This window comes from Pontibacter ramchanderi (assembly GCF_002846395.1).
Taxonomy (GTDB): Bacteria; Bacteroidota; Bacteroidia; order Cytophagales; family Hymenobacteraceae; genus Pontibacter; species Pontibacter ramchanderi.
Genome location: NZ_PJMU01000001.1, coordinates 547,149 through 565,300 on the forward strand (window position 1 = coordinate 547,149; position 18,152 = coordinate 565,300).

General features: G+C 44.5%; 10 protein-coding genes. All 10 read left to right on the forward strand.

Translation table 11 applies throughout. The features are described 5' to 3' along the window. Nucleotides 1–30 precede the first annotated feature (30 nt). The 10 genes from BD749_RS02330 to BD749_RS19185 all read left to right on the forward strand — a co-directional run bounded on the left by BD749_RS02330 (nt 31) and on the right by BD749_RS19185 (nt 18,050). The gene (locus BD749_RS02330; RefSeq protein WP_101442760.1) at nt 31–1,308 is read left to right on the forward strand and encodes a glycosyltransferase; all 1,278 of its coding nucleotides are present in this window, start codon (nt 31–33) and stop codon (nt 1,306–1,308) included. A 57-nt stretch (nt 1,309–1,365) separates the two neighbouring features. Further along, the gene (locus tag BD749_RS02335; RefSeq protein ID WP_143741215.1) at nt 1,366–2,478 is read left to right on the forward strand and encodes a glycosyltransferase family 4 protein; all 1,113 of its coding nucleotides are present in this window, start codon (nt 1,366–1,368) and stop codon (nt 2,476–2,478) included. A 7-nt stretch (nt 2,479–2,485) separates the two neighbouring features. Further along, entirely contained in the window at nt 2,486–3,037 is a 552-nt protein-coding gene (locus tag BD749_RS02340) for an LbetaH domain-containing protein (RefSeq protein WP_101442762.1), read from the forward strand. Nucleotides 3,038–3,093: 56 nt separating this feature from the next. Then, complete coding sequence (locus BD749_RS02345) at nt 3,094–3,954, forward strand: glycosyltransferase family 2 protein (protein WP_101442763.1); 861 nt, start codon at nt 3,094–3,096, stop codon at nt 3,952–3,954. Between the two features lie 452 nt (nt 3,955–4,406). Then, nucleotides 4,407–5,690: a WcaI family glycosyltransferase gene (locus BD749_RS02350; RefSeq protein ID WP_101442764.1), complete on the forward strand. Its 1,284-nt coding sequence runs from the start codon at nt 4,407–4,409 to the stop codon at nt 5,688–5,690. Nucleotides 5,691–5,722: 32 nt separating this feature from the next. Next, nucleotides 5,723–6,415, forward strand: a complete 693-nt coding sequence (locus BD749_RS02355; RefSeq protein ID WP_101442765.1) for a porin family protein — start codon at nt 5,723–5,725, stop codon at nt 6,413–6,415. Nucleotides 6,416–8,714: 2,299 nt separating this feature from the next. Continuing rightward, nucleotides 8,715–13,013 (forward strand): DUF4082 domain-containing protein, encoded by a 4,299-nt coding sequence (locus tag BD749_RS02360; RefSeq protein ID WP_143741216.1) that lies wholly within the window; start codon nt 8,715–8,717, stop codon nt 13,011–13,013. 68 nt (nt 13,014–13,081) lie between these two features. Then, nucleotides 13,082–13,423 (forward strand): hypothetical protein, encoded by a 342-nt coding sequence (locus BD749_RS02365; protein ID WP_101442767.1) that lies wholly within the window; start codon nt 13,082–13,084, stop codon nt 13,421–13,423. Between the two features lie 75 nt (nt 13,424–13,498). After that, a complete protein-coding gene (locus tag BD749_RS19300; protein ID WP_180336298.1) occupies nt 13,499–17,380 on the forward strand; it encodes a N,N-dimethylformamidase beta subunit family domain-containing protein in 3,882 nt (1,293 codons plus the stop codon). Between the two features lie 346 nt (nt 17,381–17,726). Continuing rightward, complete coding sequence (locus BD749_RS19185) at nt 17,727–18,050, forward strand: DUF6660 family protein (protein WP_143741217.1); 324 nt, start codon at nt 17,727–17,729, stop codon at nt 18,048–18,050. The last annotated feature ends 102 nt before the right edge of the window (nt 18,051–18,152 follow it).

Consider the following 18,152-nt stretch of genomic DNA (forward strand, 5'->3'; position numbering starts at 1 on the left):
GCATTGTTCACTCTTTTACTAGTTGTTTTTATGAGAATACTTCGTGTGATAGGTAGTATGAACCCAACTTCTGGAGGGCCATGCGAGGGTATAAGAAATTCAGTTCTTGAATTATCGAAATTAAATGTGCTTAATGAAGTGGCTTGTTTAGATGCTCCGGATGCACAGTATTTAGGAGGAGATTCTTTCCCTATTCATATGCTTGGGCCTGGTAAAGGACCGTGGTGCTATTCCTCTAAGCTTTTACCTTGGCTTGTTGATCATCTGCCCAACTTTGATGCTGTGATAGTGCATGGGGTGTGGCTGTATCATAGCTTTGCTGTTCATCGGGCAATCAAGCTACTTAAGCAAAAATATAAGCATTCTCAACAATTGAGAGAAAAGCTTCCTAAAGTATTTATTATGCCACATGGTATGCTTGACCCGTACTTTCAAACAGCGCCAAGTAGAAAGCTTAAAGCAATACGAAATACGGTATACTGGAAACTTATTGAAAGCAGAGTAGTCAGACAAGCAACGGGGCTACTTTTTACCTGTGAAAGTGAGCTTAAACTTGCTCGAGTTCCTTTTCGTCCTTATAAACCTAAGTACGAGATTAATGTTGGATATGGTATTACTGCCCCTCCAGCATATTTAAAAAAAATGGAAGAGGCATTCAAAGATAGGTGTCCTCAGATTCAGAACGAACCTTACTTTCTCTTCTTAGGTCGGATCCACGAAAAGAAAGGAGTGGACCTGCTTTTGAAAGCATATGCGAAGTTGATAAAAACATTAACTGAGGTACAGTATGAACAACGGGAAATAAAGAATTTCCAATGGAATTCCAACATTGAATCATCTGACCACGCCCCACTACCAAAGTTAGTTATAGCAGGTCCTGGAATTGAAACACCGTTCGGTCAGGAAATGCAAAAGTATGTCCGGAGTAGTAAAGAGATTAGAGATATGGTCTACTTCCCTGGTATGCTTGCTGGCGATGCCAAGTGGGGTGCCTTCTATGGATGTGAAACCTTTGTGTTACCCAGCCATCAGGAGAACTTTGGTATAGCAGTAGTGGAGGCATTAGCATGTTGTAAACCTGTATTGCTTACAAATAAAATTAACATATGGCAAGAGATAGCTGACACAGGAGCTGGTTTAGTAGCAGATGACACAGTAGAGGGGGTGCTCTCAATGTTAAATAGCTGGCTTAATTTACGAGAAGTTGAAAAGCAGAGCTATGGTGAAAAGGCAGGAGCAGTATATCTAAATCACTTTGCTGTTATGCCTGCTGTAATTAAGCTAGTAGATGTTATTAAACATAATTGATTTTTAAAGGCTTAGTGCTCGTTATTTGACATAAAAGATTGTTTATAATTAAGTATTTTGAAAATAACAATAATACAAGGAGCCTTTCTGCCTGTTCCTGCTATACAAGGTGGAGCAGTAGAAAAGATATGGCATAGAATGGGACAGGAGTTTGCAGCCTTGGGACATGAGGTTGTACATATAAGTCGCTCCATTTCTAATCTTCCAGTTAGAGAAAAGTTAAATGGAGTAGAATACATAAGAGTGAAGGGGTATAATACTCCATCCTCGCTAATTAAACTGAAGTGGCTTGATTTACTTTATTCCCTCCGGGCAATTAAAATGATTCCTGAAGATTCTGACATTATAGTTACGAACACATTTTGGTCTCCAATGCTAATTCATAAAAATTTAAGCAGAAAGGTTTATGTAAGTGTTGAGCGCTTCCCAAGAGGGCAAATGAAATTTTATAAAGCTGTTGGCAGACTTAGAGGGTGTTCACCAGTAATTTGCGAAGCAATTAAAAGCGAAGTTCCCTCCATACATCAAAATCTCATATCTTATATCCCTAATCCTGTTCCTTTTGATATAGTGCCTGTACATATTAAACGTACAAAAACCATACTTTTTGTTGGGAGGCTTCATCCTGAAAAAGGAGTTCACATCTTACTTAAATCTTTCAAACTATTAGAAAAAGAAGTCGGTAAAGACTGGAAGTTGATTATTATTGGGCCATCTAATGTACAAGATGGTGGTGGAGGGGACGCTTATTGTAAAGCTCTGAATGACCTTTCAAGCGATCTCAACGTTGAGTTTACGGGCCCTATATATAATGAAAAAGACCTGATAAGCTTTTATGCGAGTTCAACCATATTTTGTTATCCAGTACAACAGGGAAGTGGCGATGCAGCACCAGTGGCTCCAAGGGAAGCAATGGCTTATGGATGTGTGCCAGTTGTTTCTGAGTTAGCGTGTTTCAATGATTTTATTCAAAATAACATAAATGGTTTGACATTTAATCAAAATGCAGCAGATCAGGAGTTTGTATTAGCGCAGACTCTAATTAAGTTAATACGAGATGAAAAAGGTCTAAAAGCGATGTCTGAAGCAGCCAAACTTATTGTAAAAAGATACTCTCCTCAAACTGTAGCAAAGTTGTTTGTTCAAGATTTTAAGAGTTTAAAAACTTAATGAAACTATGGAAGATAGCGCTATTCATATTCATCAGCAACTGTCTGCTTATGATAGTCCTTGGAGTAAGGGGCAGCGTATAAAGATGTTACTCTGGGAGTATGTGTGGCGGTTGCTATGCTCTTGGACTCCAAAACCAGCGAATAATTGGCGACTCTTCTGGCTAAAAGCGTTTGGTGCACAAGTTTTTGGAAAACCGTTTGTACATCAAAGGGCTAGAATACAGATTCCATGGAATTTAACACTACATGATCGTGCAGCACTAGGTGACAGAGCTAATGCCTACTCATTAGGGAAGATTGAAGTTCATGCCCATGCAACAGTTGCACAGGAGGCCTACTTAAATACCGGAACACATGCTTTCGAACAGCCTGCAAAAAATCTGGTCACGGCTCCGATTATCATTAGAACACATGCCTTCATAGGAGCAAGAGCTTTTATAATGCCAGGTATTACTATTGGAGAATATGCTATTGTTGGAGCATGTAGTGTGGTTACTAAATCAGTTTTACCTCGAACTACAGTAATGGGGAATCCTGCCAGAACAAAGCGACTGTAGGTTACTAAAAATAGGCTTGGATAAGCAATAAGTTAGGATGGTTGATAAAAATAACTATGATCACTCCATTAGATTTGACAATTTCGATTCCGGTTAGAAATGAAGAAAAAAACCTATCGGGGTGCCTTGAAGCAATAGGACATGATTTTGCCCGTCACATAGTAGTGATAGATTCTAGCAGCACAGACAGTACATGTGAACAAGCCATTGAATTTGGTGCAGAGGTAGTAGATTTCGCATGGGATGGGAAATTTCCAAAGAAACGTAACTGGTATTTAAGAAACCATACACCTAACACAAAATGGATTCTCTTTCTGGACGCAGATGAATACCTGACAGAAGACTTTAAAAATGAGGTTAGAAAGGCACTTCGAAAAGATGACAAAGCAGGCTACTGGCTGAATTACACTGTTTACTTTCTAGGAAAACAGCTTAGGGGAGGGTATCCAATGCGTAAACTGGCTCTGTTCCGTGTGGGCTCTGGGGAATATGAGCAAATAGAGGAAGACAAGTGGAGCCAACTCGATATGGAAGTGCATGAACACCCCGTTATTCGCGGAGAAATAGGAATCATCAAAAGCAAGATAGACCACAAAGACCTTAGGGGTATATCCCACTATGTGTTAAAACACTGTGAGTATGCAGCTTGGGAAGCAGCAAGACTCTTAAAGTCAACTGACGATTCTGAATCATCTGCTCATTGGACGTGGAGACAGCGTTTAAAATATTCACTCATGAGGAGTGTCTTGATTGGGCCTGCATTTTTTATCGGGAGCTACATTATTTATGGAGGATTTAGGGATGGGGCCAGAGGTCTGGCAGTAGCCATTCTTAAAATGTCGTATTTCACCCAGGTATATTGTAAAATCAGGGAGAGCAGGAGTTTGGCTCAAAATATTGCAAAACAGCCGCTGTAAGGTTTAAAGTAACATAAGTCTGTAACACCATTCATGTTATAGTCAGCATAGATTAAATTATATCCTACGTCATTACATATTAACGCGTTTTTCAGCTAGACAGTACTGTTTACCGATAGTGCCTGTTATAAAACTCTTAAGTGAAAAGTACTTCTTTTCACAATGCTCCATCCCAAGCTTTCAAAACTTTAGTATCTCTTCACTCTTATGAGGGCTATGTAAATTTTTTAACATAGAACAATAGCATGTTAAAATGATTTTATTATCCATTCACATCTTAGAAAGTAACATTCATACATAAAATTAATATACTAATAATTACAAAATTTATCATTCCGTATAATATTATGTAAGGCTACTTATTATTAATTGTAAGTAACCAGTTTTACTCTAGCATTATTAAGACTTTTTCTCTGACTCTAAGCCTCTTTGTGCTCTAAAAATAAAATTGTATGAAAAGAAGGGTCCTTTTAATCGGGTATAATTTTTATCCTGAGCCTACGGGTATAGGCAAGTATAGTGGGGAGATGATTGCCTGGCTTGCACAAAATGGATATGACTGTGAAGTAGTTACATCTTATCCCTACTATCCAGAATGGAAGGTGCAGGATGAGTACTCAAATAAGAAGCATTGGTATAGTACAGAATTTCAGAATTTTGGTGAAAGCAAAATCAAAGTGAACAGATGCCCGATGTATGTCCCATCAGTGCCTTCAGGCTTTAAACGCATTCTGCTTGATCTGACTTTTCTTATATCCGCTTGCCTTATGCTCTTAACCTTGCTATTTCAGCGAAAATTCGACTATGTTATTACTGTTGTCCCATGTTTTCAATTCGGCTTGTTAGGGGTATTGTATAAAAAATTACGTAAAACCACGCTTCTTTATCACATACAAGATTTGCAGATTGAAGCTGCCAGAGACCTTAACATGATCACTTCTCCTGTCTTGATCAATACTCTATTTAAGCTAGAGAAGTATATTCTCAACGAATCAGATGTCATAAGCAGCATATCTGAAGGGATGGTGCGAAAAATAAAAATCAAGGCCAAGAAAGACGTCTACCTTTTTGCCAACTGGACAGATTGCAAAGCCTTCTTCCCAATAAATGGCCGCTCGGATCTTAAGGAGGAATTTGGCTTTAAGCGATCTGATAAGATCATCCTGTATTCAGGTGCGATTGGAGAGAAACAAGGTTTAGAGGCCATTCTCTACGCTGCCAAAGCGATGGAAAAACAGCGAAGCTTTAAATTTGTTATCTGTGGATCAGGTCCCTATAAGGAAAAGCTTAGCTCTCTTTCCCAAAACTTAGGGCTTAATAATTTGATTATCTTCTCACTGCAGCCTGCAGAATGTTTTAATAAGTTTCTGAACATGGCAGATGTACATCTGGTAATCCAAAAGGCCACTGCAGGTGACCTTGTGATGCCCTCAAAACTAACCACCGTCCTAGGAGTGGGGGGACTGGCATTGATAACAGCAAAACAAGGCACCGGTCTGCACTCATTGATTAGTCAGCATAATATCGGGATTTTAGTCAACCCTGAAGACCAGCTAGCTTTAAATGAGGGAATCTGGAACGCTGTGATGGGGGATTATGATAATGTCAGATTAAATGCAAGGATGTACGCAGAGGAAAATCTTTCAGTAGATAAAATCATGGGTAGATATAAGCATGATGTACTAGAGCCAAGTTTGGTTGTAAAGAAGTTACCTGTGGAGCAAGTGCCTGCCTAATTCAGATATTTATATAATTTTATTTTTTACCAATGAATAAATGTCTTCCTGCAATTTTTATATTAACATTGATCTGCTCAGGTGTAAAAGCAGGTAAGATAAATGATAAGTCTATAACAAACAAATCTATAGAAAGTGATTTTTATGATGGAACTGTGGGTTTGTCTGATATGGAAGGCAGTAAAAAGCTTCATTTACGTGCAGGATTTAAGTTTGCTCTGAATCTCTCCAACACAAATTTTAATAAAGGTTTTCCTAAACCTAATATACCTGTAGAGACTGTATGGAAAACAGGCTTTAGCAGTGGAGCATTCCTGGAATTTCCAATAATCAGCAATGTGACTCTCCAGCAAGAGTATTTATATACTTACCTGCGGAGTGAGTTGTTAACCGAAGAAACAGAGTATCACTTGAGTTATATTTCGTTGCCCTTACTTCTTAAGCTAGAAGTTAAGTCGAAGTTTACTGTTATGGCAGGTCCTCAGGTAGATGTGTTAACTCATGCGAAAGAACAACACAACGGGCAATATTTAAATATTACACATGAGGTAGAGGAGCGTCAAATTGGTGCTGTAGTTGGAGTAGCATACAAATTATCTAAAATATTCGGTTTTGAGGCCAAGTTCATCCACGGAATAAACCATGTTGGAATGCGGCAAGCAGGATATACGAGGGAATTCAAATTGGAACAAATTCAAGTTGGTGCAATTGTTACTCCATTTTAATTTATTTCTTTAAAATATATAAGGGCTCTAAGAATTTTCTACCCATAATAATGACATGTTCACAATCAACACTCTCTATTTTACCATATTTTTTGTTTATTTATTATAATAAAATAATTTTAAGTTGCACATTCTTAGAACTCAACCGTACAATGTTTTATACTTTGCTAATTATTTTTATAAATATATTATTAAGGCAGTATACTACGCAATACAATAATGTTTGAAATGAATTTTTGAATTAAAATATCCTAAGGACGCTGTCTTCTTCTGTAAATTCATCTCCTCTACATTCATGCATATTTTAATTTATTAAAACTACAATAACTCTATAGGGAAGAGTGAGCTTCAGAATTTACATAATGAAGTGGCCTATCACAGAAGTATAAGATATTTAAACAGTAACATGCGTATGCATATGAAATTTACAGTTTTTGATAGCTATTGGAAAATGTTACTGTTGTCCATAGCCGCCCTGTCTTTTATTATTTTTTCCACCCAACTGCTTGAAAGTAAGCCAATTCCTATCGCTACTTCGTTTGGCAATTCAATTACTGAAGATAACTCAACTTTTCGCAAGGAGACTGCTAGCGACTATTCAGTTGCACATCATGCGGCAACTGACAATGCCAGTTCTGCCCTTAGGAGCAGCGTTGATGCGGCCAGTAATAAAGAGTATAAAATAAAGGCAGACGGATCAGTAGCTGATTTTGCTGTAAATGCAGGTTCTGGCAATTCAATTTTAGTGATCAGTAGCACCTCTAATAAATTTAGCCTGTACACTACTGAAATTTTAACAGCGGAAGGACTAAATGGCTTTAGCTCCTTAGATATATTAGGAGTAAACTCTTCTGTTCTTGAAGCCTATGACGTGGTGATTATAGGTAATATCCCGCTTACAGATGCCCAGGTTAGCATGCTCAGCACCTGGACAAATGCGGGGGGTACACTGATTGCGTTAAAGCCTGATACTAAATTATCCCAGCTACTAGGTATAGCGCCTGCTGGCGGTACGCTAGCCAATAAATATCTTCTGGTAAATACCGCAACAGGACCAGGCAAAGGTATAGTGAATCAAACCATACAGTACCAGGGAGTAGCAGATCTTTACACATTAAATGGGGCAACCTCTATAGCCAGGCTCTATTCCGGTGCAAGCACCTCCACGAACTATCCTGCCGTGACAATGCATAAAGTTGGGGGGCACGGAGGAACAGCAGTGGCATTTACTTTTGATCTTGCACGATCGATCGTCTATACGCGGCAGGGTAACCCACAGTGGGCAGGGCAGAAAAGGGATGGGCAAGCCGGTCCTATACGTTCGGATGATCAGTTCTACCCGGATTGGGTAGATCTAAATAAGGTAATGATACCGCAAGCAGATGAGCAGCAGCGACTTTTAGCTAACATAATCACATTAAAAGCGCGAAAGCCTGTGCCACGCTTTTGGTATTTCCCCCGAGGGTTAAAAGCAGCTGTAGTTATGACAGGTGATGATCATGGTAATGGAGGGACTAAGGCTCGGTTTAATCAATACCTCCAGATGAGTACTGACAACAGTGCAGAAGCAGTTGCTGATTGGCGTGCCATAAGAGGGACTTCTTACATTTACCCAAATACTCCTCTTACAGACACAGAAGCAAGAGCCTTTGAACAGCAGGGTTTTGAAATAGCACTGCACCTGACCACTAACTGCACTAACTTTACTCCAACTTCATTAGAGCGAGATCTCAACAATCAGCTGGCTGATTTCAAGACACGCTACCCAAGTGTCGCTCCTCCTTCAACTAACAGGACGCACTGTATAGCCTGGAGTGATTGGCACACACAGCCGAAACTGGAAGCTCCAAAAGGTATAAGACTCGATGCCAACTATTATTACTGGCCAAGTCCGTGGGTACAGAACAGGCCCGGTATGTTTACAGGGTCTGGTATACCTATGAGGTTTACAGATCTGGATGGTGAGCTAATAGACTGTTATCAACTGACCACCCAGATGACGGATGAGTCAGATCAGGCGTTTCCATACACAATTGATCAGCTATTGAATAAGGCCTTAGGTTCGGAAGGGTACTATGGTGTCTTCTGCGCCAATATGCATACCGATGCGCCATACTCTGATGGGTCTGATAAGATTATTGCTTCAGCAAAAGCCCGAAACGTGCCTGTTATTTCCTCAAAACAGCTTCTTACATGGCTGGATGGACGTAATGGCTCTACATTCGGCTCGATGAGCTGGAGTGAAAGTGAGCTAAGTTTTAAAGTGAATGTGGCAAGTGGAGCGAGAAACCTAGAGGGCATGCTGCCGATAACGGAAGCCACAGGTCGGTTGGTAAAGCTGACCCGGAATGGTGTAATTGTGCCGATCATCAAAACAGAATACATCAAAGGCGTTGAATATGCATTTTTCCCTGCTTCATCTGGTGATTATGTTGCTAGTTATGATAAAGAAGCATCGGTCAATCAACCGCCTGTCGTTGATATTACCACTCCGGCTAACAATGCCACTTTTACAGCGCCTGCCTCCATCACCATTACAGCCAATGCTTCAGACGCAGATGGTGTTGTGAGTAAAGTTGAATTCTATAACGGAGATCAGAAAATAGGAGAAGACGTTGAAGGTGGTAACGGATGGAGCTACACCTGGAACAATGTTACAGCCAATACCTATACGCTAACTGCTAATGCATTTGATAATAGCGGCGATTCGTCTTCATCGGCTCAGGTGAAAATAGAAGTCACAGCGGTTTGCCCTTGTACAGTATTTGCCCCTTCGTTAGCACCGTCGAGCAGCCTGCAAAACGACGAGCAGGCAATCCAAGTGGGGATGAAGTTCCGCGCCTCCTCTAACGGCTACGTGACGGGGGTGCGCTTCTACAAGCAAAGCGGCAACACGGGCACGCACACCGGCCAGCTCTACAGCAGTAGTGGTGCCCTCTTGGCCTCTGTCGTGTTCAGCAACGAGACGGCCTCAGGTTGGCAGCAGGCGCTCTTCTCCTCGCCGGTGGCCATCACGGCAGGTACCACCTACGTCATCTCCTATCACAGTAGCGCGGGAAACTATACCTCCGATTATTCTTATTTCAACCAGGCCTACATCAGTGAGCCACTACGTGCACTGGCAGATGGTGAAGACGGCCCTAATGGGTTATACCGTTACACCAGTTCTCCTGCATTCCCGGCCAGCAACTACCAGGCCAGCAACTATTGGGTGGACGTGGTGTTCAGTCCGGATGATACGCCGGCCAACCAGCCGCCGATGGTCAGCATGACCGCACCGGCCAACAATGCCACTTTTACGGCTCCCGCAACCATCACACTGACGGCAGACGCTTCTGATACAGACGGCACGGTCAGCAAGGTGGAGTTCTTCAACGGCACGAACAAGCTGGGCGAGGACACTGACGGCGGCAACGGGTGGAGCTTTGACTGGGATGAGGTGCCGGCGGGAAGCTATACCTTAACGGCCCGCACTACCGATGATCAAGATGCGGTGACAACGTCTTCGGCAGTAACTATCACGGTGACTGGAGGGACACTCTCATGTCCATGTACAGTGTTTAAACCAACAGATGCACCAGCAAACGCCTTGTACAATGACGGACAGGCAATCCAGGTAGGGATGAAGTTCCGCGCTTCCTCTAACGGCTACGTGACGGGGGTGCGCTTCTACAAGCAAAGCGGCAACACCGGCACCCACACCGGCCAGCTCTACAGCAGCAGCGGCACGCTGCTGGCCTCTGTTGAGTTCACGGGCGAGACGGCCTCGGGCTGGCAACAGGCAGCTTTCTCCTCGCCGGTGGCCATCACGGCAGGTACCACCTACGTCATCTCCTATCACAGTAGCGCGGGAAACTATACCTCCGATTATTCTTATTTCAACCAGGCCTACATCAGTGAGCCACTACGTGCACTGGCAGATGGTGAAGACGGCCCTAATGGGTTATACCGTTACACCAGTTCTCCTGCATTCCCGGCCAGCAACTACCAGGCCAGCAACTATTGGGTGGACGTGGTGTTCAGTCCGGATGATACGCCGGCCAACCAGCCGCCGATGGTCAGCATGACCGCACCGGCCAACAATGCCACTTTTACGGCTCCCGCAACCATCACACTGACGGCAGACGCTTCTGATACAGACGGCACGGTCAGCAAGGTGGAGTTCTTCAACGGCACGAACAAGCTGGGCGAGGACACTGACGGCGGCAACGGGTGGAGCTTTGACTGGGATGAGGTGCCGGCGGGAAGCTATACCTTAACGGCCCGCACTACCGATGATCAAGATGCGGTGACAACGTCTTCGGCAGTAACTATCACGGTCAACCCTCCGACCAACCAGCCTCCTGTTGTTGCTATAACCTCTCCAAAAGAAGGGGCTAGCTTTACAGCTCCTGCCAGCATCACCATAGTTGCCGCAGCCTCGGATGCTGATGGTTCAGTGAGTAAGGTCGAGTTTTTTAACGGGGAAACGAAATTAGGAGAAGCTACTGCAAGTCCATATGAATACTCCTGGACCAGTGTTGGTGCAGGCACATACCAGCTTATGGCTAGGGCAACAGACAATTCCGGAGCAGTGACCAATTCAGATGTAGTGAATATTTCAATAACGGCCCCGGAGAACCGGCCTCCAGTTGTAGCTAATCCTATCGCAGATCAGGCAGCAGTTGTAGGTGTCGCCTTTAGCTTTACTTTTAGCCTCAATACATTTGCCGATCCGGACGAAGATCCATTGATCTATACTTCAAGCCTGACAGATGGGGCAACACTGCCTGCCTGGCTGACATTCAACGGGGCCACCCGCACCTTTAGCGGCACTCCACCTGCCGGAAGCCAGGGGCAACTCAGTATCCGTGTGATTGCCAATGATGGAAGGGGAGGTACGGCAAATGATGATTTTAGCCTAACTATTGTTCAGCCTGATAACCAGGCTCCAGTACTGGCAAGTATCGGAAACAAAACTGTGAACGAGCTGAGTCAGCTAAGCTTCATAGCAAGTGCTACCGATGATGGCTTGCCGAATAACTCATTGATCTACTCTATGGTCAGCCCCGTCGCAGAGGCAAGTATAAATCCATCAACAGGAGCCTTCTCCTGGACCCCGACAGAAGCCCAGGGACCTGGATCCTATACCTTTACTATAAGAGTATCAGATGGGGAACTATCTGATGAAGAATTAATCACCGTCCAGGTGGCCGAAGTTAACCAGGCACCGGTACTGGCAACTGTGGGTAATAAGGAGATCGGCTTAGGCCAGACACTGATGTTCACCCTGCAGAGTTCTGACGTAGACATACCAGCTCAGACGCTTACTTATTCAGCCAACAAGTTGCCTGCAGGAGCCACACTCAATGCCAATACCGGAGAGTTCTCCTGGGCACCGACTTCTAGACAGGTAGGGAGCCATAAGATTATCTTCAGGGTGTCTGACGGAATCGCCCAGGTTAATGAAAGTATAACCATTACGGTAAAATCTACTCCGGTAGCTTCTGCTCCTGTCATTGCTTCGTTTAGCCCAACGAGCGGTAAAGTAGGTGACCAGGTTGTTATCAGTGGCAGCAACTTAACTGGTGCCAGTGCTGTGGCGTTTAACGGTGTGCTGGCTCTCATTCGTGAAAATAGTGCCTCTTCCATTACTGTCGATGTGCCTGCGGGTGCCACCACAGGCAAGATTAGTGTTTCCACTCCTGGTGGAACAGTATCCAGTGAAGCAAGTTTTACTGTAACAGGAGAAACATCAGGTATATTACCTTATGTGAGTATCACTTCTCCAGCTAACAGCTCGAGCTATACTGCTCCTGCTTCAGTTACCATCTCAGCCACTGCCTCAGATCCGGATGGTACTGTTGTCAGGGTGGAATTTTTTCAGGGAAATACGAAGCTGGGGGAAGGCACAAATGGTGCAGATGGCTGGAGCCTGGTTTGGAATAACGTGGCAGCAGGTAGTTATGCTTTAACAGCCAGAGCAACAGACAATACCGGTCTATCCGCCACGTCTGAACCGATCAATATATCAGTGACTTCCATAAGCACCAGTCCTCCACTGGTTACAAGCTTTAGCCCTCCGAGTGGGCCTGTAGGAGAGAGTGTGCTAATCAGCGGAAATAATTTATCCACTACCAACAAGATTACGTTCGGCCCCTCCAATGCTGAATTTACAGTTGATGGAAACGGTAATCTGATAGCTAAAGTGCCTGCTGTCAACGGCAAACTTCCTTCCAGTGTTAAAATTACTGTGACTACTCCGTCCGGAAATAACACAACAAGTGACAAGTTTACTATTACATCCGGAATGGCAGCCAGTGTAGTAAGCTCCTTACAAAAGGCTGATGTGGAAGAGAGTGAAGGGCTTACTGTATATCCGAACCCATTCTCAGATAAAGCAACAATCAGTTTCACACTTCAGGAGGACAGCGATTATTATGTGAGGTTGTATGACAATAAGGGGGCTCTGGTTGCTTTCTTGAAGCATGGTTACGCTAAAGCCGGTGAACAGTATAATGTTGAAGTGGATGGCAGCAAACAGGCCAGGGGCTTATACCTTGTGAGACTACAAACTGACGCAGGTTCCAAAACTGTGAAGCTGATACTGGATAGATAAATGCAGCGGTTGTAATCATTTTGAAGGTGTAAGTACTTCTGTTAAACGCTATAAATAAGATGCGAACAATGAAATTACTATTCATAATGCTGATGGTGGTTTTACCAACTGCCGCCTTTTCCCAGGAATTCAGAATAAAGATTAATGGAGCAGAGTTTCCGACTGATAAGATACCTGAGCATGTCACCTTTCCTCAGCGTGTAGCCAAAATATTGATTAAAAAGGAAAAGCCGGACCCTACACCAAGAACTTTCATTGTCCAGATTGGGGAAGAAGAGCATAGCTTTAAAACTGATGGTACATACCAAGAGGTAGAGTTCTCACATGATGTAAGAGATCTGGTTATATACATACTAGGCGAAAAGCGTGAAAACCAAGGAAAGCCATTTATCCTGAATAAACCACGTTGATGGTTGAAGTATTATTACTAATTGTATTGAGGATGTACTTGTTTTAAGATTTTTATTTGGTGGCAAATGAATAGTATGAATTACAGTCATGAGCAGACAGTACGTGCAAGCGCACTTCACCTGATAAGGCCATTGTTGGCTTTTAACATCCTGTCGCGTCTTAAAATTTTCTTCTATACATGCTTGTATGTTCAAAAGAAAATGATGCTGATGGCGCTGTTTTCTTGTATGTATTTACCCCAAGTGCTTGCTCAAAACGCCATCGTTATTGAAAATGCAAAAACAGGTAATCCGGCTTCAGAATGGCAGATTAGCGGAGCAGGAGATCTCTCCATCCAGGGATTTGCCACTGACATAAGCTATAACAAAGGGGAGACGGCCCGGTTTAAGATCAAAACAAGTGCTAGGGCCTATACCATCGCAATTTACCGGCTTGGATTTTACCAGGGGAATGGTGCCAGGCTACAGGGTACAGGAACAGTAACGGCCACACTGCCACAATCTCAACCAAACTGCCTTACGAATTCCAGTACCGGCCTTATTGACTGCGGAAACTGGGCTGTCTCTGCGACATGGGCCATACCTAGCACAGCTGTGTCAGGCGTATACCTGGCGAAGCTGACCCGCACCGACACGGGCGGTTCCAGCCACATTGTATTTATTGTGCGTGATGATGCCAGTACCTCAGATTTATTCTTTCAGACTTCGGATGCCACCTGGCAGGCTTATAACATCTATGGCGACAACAACAATGGCAAAAGCCTTTATACCGGTTCCGGTGGCAAGGCAGTGAAAGTGAGTTATAACCGGCCTTTCCTGACCCGTAACGGCGGTGGGGGGGGAGGCCCTTCAGAAGACTGGCTGTTCAATGCGGAATACCCGATGATCCGTTGGATAGAATCGAACGGGTATGATGTAACTTATACTACAAATGTAGACAGTGACCGGCGCGGTGCCCTTATTAAGAACCATAAAGTATTTTTATCGGTAGGGCATGATGAGTATTGGTCCGGTGCTCATCGAGCTCACGTAACTGCCGCCCGTGATGCAGGCACTAGTTTAGCTTTTTTTAGTGGGAATGAGGTATACTGGAAAACCCGTTGGGAGAGTAGCATAGATGCCAGTGGTACACCTTATAGAACGCTGGTATGCTACAAGGAGGGCGGAGCTGGCGAGAACACATGTAGCGGTAAGTGCGATCCTAGCCCAGAATGGACAGGCCTGTGGCGCAGTGGCTGTGAGTACAGAACCGGAGATCCTCTGGTCGATGGATGTCAGCCCGAAAATGCCCTGACCGGCCAGATTAGCTGGGAAGAAAACACTGCATCCCTGCAGGTACCAGGTGCTTACAGCAGATTAAGATTTTGGCGCAATACGAGCGTAGCTTCTCTAAGCAGCGGGCAAACCGCTACGTTTACTTTTGGTACCATTGGCTATGAATGGAACGCTGAGCTGGAGGCATATAGGTCCCATTACCCAAGTGGCCGGATCATCTTATCTAGAACAGTGATCAATGGTAAAGTACACCATCTTTCTCTCTACAAGCATACCAGTGGGGCATTAGTCTTTGGAGCCGGGACCGTACAATACTCCTGGGGGCTTGACAGCAATCACGATCGGGGAAATGCAGCACCAAGCCTGGCTATGCAACAGGCGACGGTCAATCTATTTGCGGACATGGGAGCACAACCAAGAAGCCTGCGATCTAACTTAATTGCTGCTACTGCTACCACGGATACACAAGCTCCTGTCACTACTATAACGTCTCCTTCAGAAGGTGCTTATCTGCCAGTTGGTGCAGCTGTCACGATTAATGGCACGGCCTCTGACGCCAATGTGATTGCCGGAGTAGAGGTATCGATAGATGGCGGCAATACGTGGCGCCTGGCAAATGGAACCACTAGCTGGACATTCTCCTGGACACCAACAATCCAAGGAGCGGCCTCTATCAGAGCACGTGCATTTGATGATTCTGGGAACATGAGTGTGCCTGTAACTGTCAATGTAACCGTAGGCGGAACAGCTACACCTGTTTGTCCTTGTACTGTGTTTCAACCTTCCGCAACACCTTTAAGTAACGTGAAGAATGATGGCCAAGCTTTGCAAATAGGGATGAAGTTCCGCGCCTCCTCCAACGGTTACGTGACGGGAGTGCGCTTCTATAAGCATTCTGGTAACACGGGCACGAACACCGGCCAGCTCTACAGCAGTAGCGGCACATTGCTGGCCTCGGTCGTGTTCAGCAACGAGACTGCTTCAGGCTGGCAGCAAGCGCTCTTCTCCTCACCGGTGGCCATCACAGCCGGTACCACCTACGTCATCTCCTACCACAGCAGTGCGGGAAACTACACATCCGACTACCCCTATTTCAATCAAGCAGTGGTAAATGGGCCTCTGAGAGCACTTGCTGATGGAGAGGATGGGCCGAACGGTGTCTACCGCTACACCGCCTCGCCCGCCTTCCCAACCAGCAACTACCAAGCCAGCAACTACTGGGTGGACGTAGTATTCAGCCCGGATAACACGCCGGCCAACCAGCCGCCGGTGGTTTCCATAACGGCACCGGCCAACAACGCCACCTTCACGGCACCGGCCTCAGTCAACATTGCTGCTACGGCCTCTGATACAGACGGCACGGTGAGCAAAGTGGAGTTCTTCAACGGCAGCACGAAGCTAGGAGAGGACCTGACCAGTCCCTATACCTTTACCTGGAGCAATGTGGCCGCGGGTAGCTATACCCTGACGGCCAGGGCTACCGATAATGCTGGAGCGGTGACCACATCTTCTGCTATCAACATTACAGTGAACGCTCCTGCTAATCAAGCCCCAGAAGTTGCAATTACCTCCCCGGCAAATGGTGCCGCTTTCATATCGCCGGCTAGTTTTACTATTCAAGCCTCAGCTTCCGATGCAGATGGCACTGTCACTAAGGTAGAATTCTTTCAGGGTACAACAAAGCTCGGAGAGGACATTAACGGCGGGGACGGTTGGAGTTTCGCGTGGAGCAACGTGTCGGCAGGGAATTACATTCTAACAGCCAGGGCCACCGATGATCAGGGTACGACCAGTACCTCAACAGGAGCAGGGATAACGGTGAATGATCCTGCTAATAATGCACCATCTGTGACTATCATCGACCCAGCTAATAATTCCAGCTTTACAGCGCCTGCTACCATTATACTAACTGCTGACGCTTCTGACACAGATGGCACAATTGCTAAAGTAGAATTCTTCAGCGGCGGCACCAAGCTGGGTGAAGACTTAACCAGTCCCTATAGCTATACCTGGGGCAATGTGCCGGCTGGAAGTTATGTTATCACAGCCAGGGCTACCGATAATGCCGGGGCAGTAACTACTTCCTCTACGGTAAGCATTAACGTGACAGCTGCCGCAGTACCTATCATAACGGCCTTCAGTCCCGGCTCAGGACCTGTAGGCACCATTGTGACGATTGCCGGTTCTAATCTGGCTGGTGCCTCAAGAGTAGCATTTGGACCTTCAACTGCAGAGATTGTTACTAATACAAACACTGAGATCAAAGCTGTGGTACCCTCTGTCAACGGTAAATTGCCAAAGAGCGTCAACATCTCTGTTTCTACTTCGGGTGGTTCTGTCACTGTAAAAGATAAGTTCACGGTTACCTCGGGCATAGCGGCCAGGACGGCCAGCACCTTTTTAGAGAGTGAATCTGAGGAAAATGAACACCTTATCATCCATCCAAATCCATTCTCAGACAGAACTTCGGTTAGCTTTAAAATAAAAACAGGTGGGGAATTTACATTAGAGCTTTATAACTATAATGGAGCCTTAATCACTGTATTAAATAAAGGCAATGCAAATCCAGGAATTATTTATAGAACAGAAATAAATGGAAAAGACTTTGCTAAAGGGTGGTACATAGTCAAACTAAAAAATAAAGATAGTGTTCACAGCACTAAATTATTGCATATAAAATAATATCGATGTGTGAAATGTAATTCAACTTTACAGATTATCTAAATTTACTAATAAAGGGAAAACTTAACAAAAATTGTATTTCAACTATACACCAAGCTCTGAATCAATTATTCAAATTAAGAGATTCAGAGCTTGGTGTATTTATCAATAGCCCTGAATAAGTTGCCTATTATAAAATCTAGTATACTTTCTTCAATAAACTACCTAAATCTGTTTTTCAAAAATCAAGAATCACCTATAACAAATATTTGAGCCTCAACCAGATTTTCTTTCAGTTTTTTTAAGAATAATTCTGAATTAACGTCAGGGGAACCTGTTTACATCAGAATGGCTTATATTTGTAGACATGAAATTCTTGGCCATCATTTTTCCCCTGTTCCTGCTTTGGACGGCTTGTTTGCCGTGCACGGACAAGATTATGGAGAGCCATGAACATCACCCTAACCTGACAGATGTAGCGGACACCACTGGCGAGTCGCCTTTCCACGAAGACACCTGCCCTTTGTTTTGCAGTTGCGGCTGTTGCGCCACTTTTACCGTGACAGTGGAGCCGGCGCATATTGTATTTCGCATACCTGTCATACCTCAGACCAAGCCTCTTATTTACCCGGAGATGAGCGAGATCAAGATCGCTTCTACCTGGTGGCATCCTCCACGGCTGCTAGCCTGATTTTTATCCTGTAATCGTGCAGCTTTAAGCCGGACCACAAGCCATAAACAGCGCTTGCGGCTTTGCTGCATACCTATTTTATTGATTCAAAATCAAGCATAC